The organism is Rossellomorea aquimaris, assembly GCF_001877785.1.
GTDB classification, from domain to species: Bacteria; Bacillota; Bacilli; order Bacillales; family Bacillaceae_B; genus Rossellomorea; species Rossellomorea aquimaris_A.
In genome coordinates, this window is sequence record NZ_MINN01000082.1 from 1 (window position 1) to 4,666 (window position 4,666).

A 4,666-nucleotide genomic window follows, 5' to 3' on the forward strand; every position below is an offset into this window, starting at 1 on the left:
CCAGCTAAATAAGACAAAACCTTCCAAACAAGGGTAAGTGGAAGGTTATTTGGCATGCATATTTTCAGTATAACATGAGTTATTTTAAGTTTTTATTGAAAAATGTTGACAAACTATTAGCTGGTTTAATTGAAAATGGGCAATAGCCGTTTTAATTAGCTGATCTTCGGTTATTGCCCCCTATAATGGAATAAGCAGAAAAGTTAAGTCCCTTTAAGGAAACTTCTCGGCTTCAATTTCTCTTCTTTTCAATAATCCTCATTATGACGTATGTTAGAGAGGTAATGACTATAACAATTACGCTACTATTAAAAAGAAAATTATAGTCCCATTCCTTTACTACTCGTTTATCAATTCCACCTTGATTAAAAATAATATAGCTCGATGGATTGTTCTCTAAGAAAAAATAGATTAGTGCACCTCCAATTAACAATCCACTTAGTAGCGACACAATAATTATCTTCATTGAATGCCTCCTCAATTGTATCCATAAGTAAAAAATATATTTCCGAAAAGCTCAGATATTATTCCATTAACCTGCCACTTTAATTTAATACCAATTATTTCAAATTCAGAGATTATTCTCAAGACTTATCTATTTAAAAAAGAAAAAACTTATCCTTTTCTGGATAAGCTTCAATCAACTATCGTGGGTATGTTTTCAAATGTTTATAACTTATCAGTTCACCATTTGAGTTTATGACAACCTCATCTACTCCGTAACTCATATGTGCATCATAATAAGGATACACTTTAAGTGTTATCTCATATAAACCCCCGACCCCATACAACTGCTTAATCTTTAGGATTTCTGCATCATAAGTAGCCCATATGAGGTTACTTGGAGCTTCTTTATCATCCTTATAAATTTCAGCTACTGCTTGGTCTACTGGTTCTCTCAGACTGCTTATGAGAGCGTATTTATATGTTTCGCATAATTTAGTGTCAGCCTCATTTATTGCTGCGTTTGCATAATGATTAGTGTCTAAAGTTGTTAACAACAGCGTTAATAAGAAGATAAATTGGATTTTTCTCATGAATATCACCTCACTTTAGTTTTCCATAAACTAAAGTAAGTTATTCCTTTAAACTGCCCAATAATTGAATAAGAAAATAAACGATGTAAAAACTAAAATAGTACAGTCATTTCATGGCAAATGGAGGTAAAAATGAAGAAACTGTTGGGTCTATTTGTAGCCTGTATAATGATTAGTGTTCTTATTGGCTTTGATAAACAACAAAGTTTTAACCTAAAAGCTGTTAAAATCAATGTGAAAAATAATATTCTTAGATATGATGTCATATTAAAAACTGATGATGGGACACCCATTAAAAGCCGTTTCGATTATCCAGGGCAGAGGATACACGGATTTGAATTAGCAGTGGTACCAAATAAACGATTAGCAAACCTTATGGAACTTGACGGAAACGAGGAATCAAGCTTTACAAAAATGCGTCCAAACAAAATAGGAACGCGATCTTCTTCCAGAGATGATGAAGTCCATTTATTTTGTGAATATATTGTTAAGAATGATTCCGACCTAGTTAAGGTAAAAGAATTTGCAAAAGACGAAGCAACTATATTTATTTTTGATGGTGCCAACAAAATAATAGAACAACCAATTTCAAGGCAATAGCTAGTTCCCCTGTATTGCCTTATTTTTTTGTAAATATGAGGGTTATTCAAATATTCTCTCCTTAAATAAAGCTTCTCTTTAATAAGAAAATTATTAAACCGGATAGTAACGCTAATACCACCAAAGAAATTAAGTGAAAAGTTGGTGAAATTGCAGTACCACCAAATGAAACTCTTTTTGGTAATTTTTAAACATTGTTCCAAGCAGCTTCCATATCAAGAACATACCTTTTTGATTTTATATAGCCTATTATCCTCGTAATAATGCAATAAACTATAGGAATAGTAATTGATCATAAAATTGCTTGAATTATTACTTCAATTCCCAATCGCAATACTGCGGGTTTTTACGGCTGATGTCCTGTTGATAGCCGCAATTACTTAATCCATTAAACTGCCCGTTAGTTAAAGAAGTGAATTTTCAAAATCTTTAAGTTTATTTTACCACATAATGTAATAAATCCTTGTTTTTTCTCGTAACAGAATGATAATCACTTACAAATTCACAAGTAAAATAGCACCCTAATACGCACAATGCCAATAGCTATTGTCACGTTGTAATTATGGGTGCTATTTCTTATGTTATTTTGTTGTTATTTTCTTATATAACGCCGATATATCAATACAAATGGTTCTGCTATTTACTGTGCTAAAAGGTATGCTAATTCATATACCATTTGCGATGTTTCTCCACAAAAACTGAACTACTTACCTGTAAAAGGCGGCCTCCTTTCATATCTTATACCTGTTCCTCACTCATGAATGCATGTGTATTTCCTTCTGTATCTTTGAAAAAGACCATCCACGTCTCCGATTGCTCCATTTTTGCGACCACATGGGGTTCGCCGATAAAATGGACTTCCTTACCCGATAAGTGCTCGTATGTTTCTTTTATGTTCTTCACCTGGAAATAAAGAACCGAGCTGCAATGGGCGAATTCCTCCTTTTCGGGAAGGGACAGCATAAGCCTCAGCCCGCCGGATTCAAGAAAAGCCATGCGGTCTGTGTTGAATAGGAGGGGGAGTCCCAGCGTCTCCTTGTAAAATCTCAATGCTCTGTCCAGGTCTTTCACCGGTATTCCGATTTGTCCCACTTTCTCAATCAGTGCTGTTTCCATACATCATTCTCCTCTCGACTATCCTTTCTTTATAAGAATAAAAAATTCCTATTATCTTGTCTTATCCATTCTCACCTTTTTTCGATAGTCTGCCGGAGACATGCCTGCAAATTGTTTGAACAGCTTACTGAAGGATACCGGGTTTTGAAGCCCCAATAAAAACGTGATCTCTGTCATCGTGTAATCTGTTTCCGATAGCAGCTGCCTGGCTTTTTGAATCCTGAATTCGGTTATATGCTGATGGGGGGTCCTTTTGTATAGCTGCTGATACGTCCGTAATAAGTGGTTTGGAGATAGACAGGCTGCCGCTGCAATATCATCAAGTTTAACGGGCCGGTCAAAATATGCCCGTATATACTCATTGGCTATGTTTATTCTTCTATACAATTCTTCCCGCGTTGATTTACGAACTGCATTAAGTGATTCAACTTCTTGGTAGATTTGCAGCTGATCCTCTAAGAGTGCTTGCATGATCTGATGAAATTGTTGTTCATAGCCGATGGACTTCTGATCATTGCCTGGCAGTGCCTGTTTAAAAGTATGCAACATGGCGGATAAAGTCATATTTTTAGGATAGGTCCTTTCAAAAAAGCCGAGGGGACTCTTATCCTTGAATGGATCGCTCAAAAGCCTGTCATTTGTTTCTGATAAGGAGTGAAAAACTTCTTCTGCGAATCCGTCTTGAAAGAAAATGCAGAATGACTCCACCTCTCTTGGTTCGTCAATGGAAATGATATAGGGGCCGGCGTTAAGCAGTAGGTACCTGCTTTCTTCGATTGCATAAAAACCCTGCTTCGTATGATAACGGGCTTTGCCGTTCGAGAACGTTTTGATGGATAACTGCCCGTTCCCTTTCCAATAAAACTCATCACTTTTAGCATGCAATACGTAATTAGCAGTATCATTTTTTGTCATCTTCAGATCTCCGTTATGATTAACTTATTTTTCCATAGTATCATTATACATAATAATAGGCGGGGGAACCGGCCCTACATAAAAAAAGCACGCCTGCTGCTGAGGTGTGCTTTCAAACTTATTTGTCTTCGTGCTTCTTATAAGGTGGTGTTTGACTGGAAAGGCCCGAGATATACCCGGCACCGCCCTTTGTTACAGAGGAGGTCATTGTGCTGTCGTCACCAAATCCCACATGTTGAAATCAACATCTCGCAAGCCCTCTCTCAAATGCCGCCAGATGGTTCACAGAGGCATTCCGCAACTGCGTGAAGACCATTTGCACATCACTTGGGATGTTCAATGAGAGGAACCGGTCATACATGGCGATATTATCGATTTCCCCCTGCACACCTGCAGCGTAGGCCGCCTTGATATTCTCGGGAGTGGTGACCAAAGACTGTGAAGTATCTGCCGGAACCGGCACCTGGTAGCGCTGGAATAGAGGCAACAGAGCACTGATGTGCCTTAATTCAGCTTCCTTGATCTGGACAAAGGTCCGGATATTGCCGAAGTTCCCGATGATATTATTGTATCTTGCCTGGGCCAGATATTCGTCCTGAAGAGCGTAAGTAAGCATCTGCGGAAGGGTCAACGAATCTGCGTTCAACGCCCCTTTGGCCCCGAAGTCAACGTTTTGTCTGCGGATATGTGCGTTCCTGGCATTCTTTTGGATAAAAGATAAGAACCAGACGGCGTGATTCTGTTCATCGGATGCAGCGCGCCGGAATCGTTCTTTGATGACGGGATCTTGCGCCTTATCTGTTATATCCAAATAGGTATCCACGGCCCCCTGTTCGTCATTAAAAGCAAATTCAATTCCTGCTTTGTAGTTAAACCAGCTAATAGTTTGTCAACATTTTTCAATAAAAACTTAAAATAACTCATGTTATACTGAAAATATGCATGCCAAATAACCTTCCACTTACCCTTGTTTGGAAGGTTTTGTCTTATTTAGCTTG

At 37.9% G+C, this 4,666-nt stretch carries 4 protein-coding genes and 1 pseudogene; 1 reads left to right on the forward strand and 4 read right to left on the reverse strand.

Annotated elements, in window-relative coordinates; genetic code table 11:
- Positions 1-644: 644 nt before the first annotated feature.
- Complete coding sequence (locus BHE18_RS09765) at positions 645-1,037, reverse strand: DUF3888 domain-containing protein (protein ID WP_071618406.1); 393 nt, start codon at positions 1,035-1,037, stop codon at positions 645-647.
- 132 nt (positions 1,038-1,169) lie between these two features.
- On the opposite strand from BHE18_RS09765, the gene BHE18_RS09770 reads away from it, so the two are divergent.
- On the forward strand, positions 1,170-1,637 hold the full coding sequence (locus BHE18_RS09770) for a hypothetical protein (protein ID WP_071618407.1): 468 nt from the start codon (positions 1,170-1,172) through the stop codon (positions 1,635-1,637).
- Positions 1,638-2,375: 738 nt separating this feature from the next.
- On the opposite strand, the gene BHE18_RS09775 is transcribed toward BHE18_RS09770, so the two are convergent.
- The 3 genes and pseudogenes from BHE18_RS09775 to BHE18_RS09785 all read right to left on the reverse strand — a co-directional run.
- Positions 2,376-2,753 (reverse strand): VOC family protein, encoded by a 378-nt coding sequence (locus BHE18_RS09775; protein ID WP_071618408.1) that lies wholly within the window; start codon positions 2,751-2,753, stop codon positions 2,376-2,378.
- A 51-nt stretch (positions 2,754-2,804) separates the two neighbouring features.
- A complete protein-coding gene (locus tag BHE18_RS09780; protein WP_071618409.1) occupies positions 2,805-3,668 on the reverse strand; it encodes an AraC family transcriptional regulator in 864 nt (287 codons plus the stop codon).
- A 241-nt stretch (positions 3,669-3,909) separates the two neighbouring features.
- Positions 3,910-4,536 (reverse strand): annotated as a pseudogene (locus tag BHE18_RS09785) (ferritin family protein); the annotation flags it as partial.
- Positions 4,537-4,666 lie beyond the last annotated feature (130 nt).

Coding starts and splice junctions, on each gene's coding strand:
- BHE18_RS09775 (WP_071618408.1), bottom strand. CDS start 2,753: ATGGAAACAGCACTGATTGAGAAAGTGGGACAAATCGGAATACCGGTG.
- BHE18_RS09765 (WP_071618406.1), bottom strand. CDS start 1,037: ATGAGAAAAATCCAATTTATCTTCTTATTAACGCTGTTGTTAACAACT.
- BHE18_RS09770 (WP_071618407.1), top strand. CDS start 1,170: ATGAAGAAACTGTTGGGTCTATTTGTAGCCTGTATAATGATTAGTGTT.
- BHE18_RS09780 (WP_071618409.1), bottom strand. CDS start 3,668: ATGACAAAAAATGATACTGCTAATTACGTATTGCATGCTAAAAGTGAT.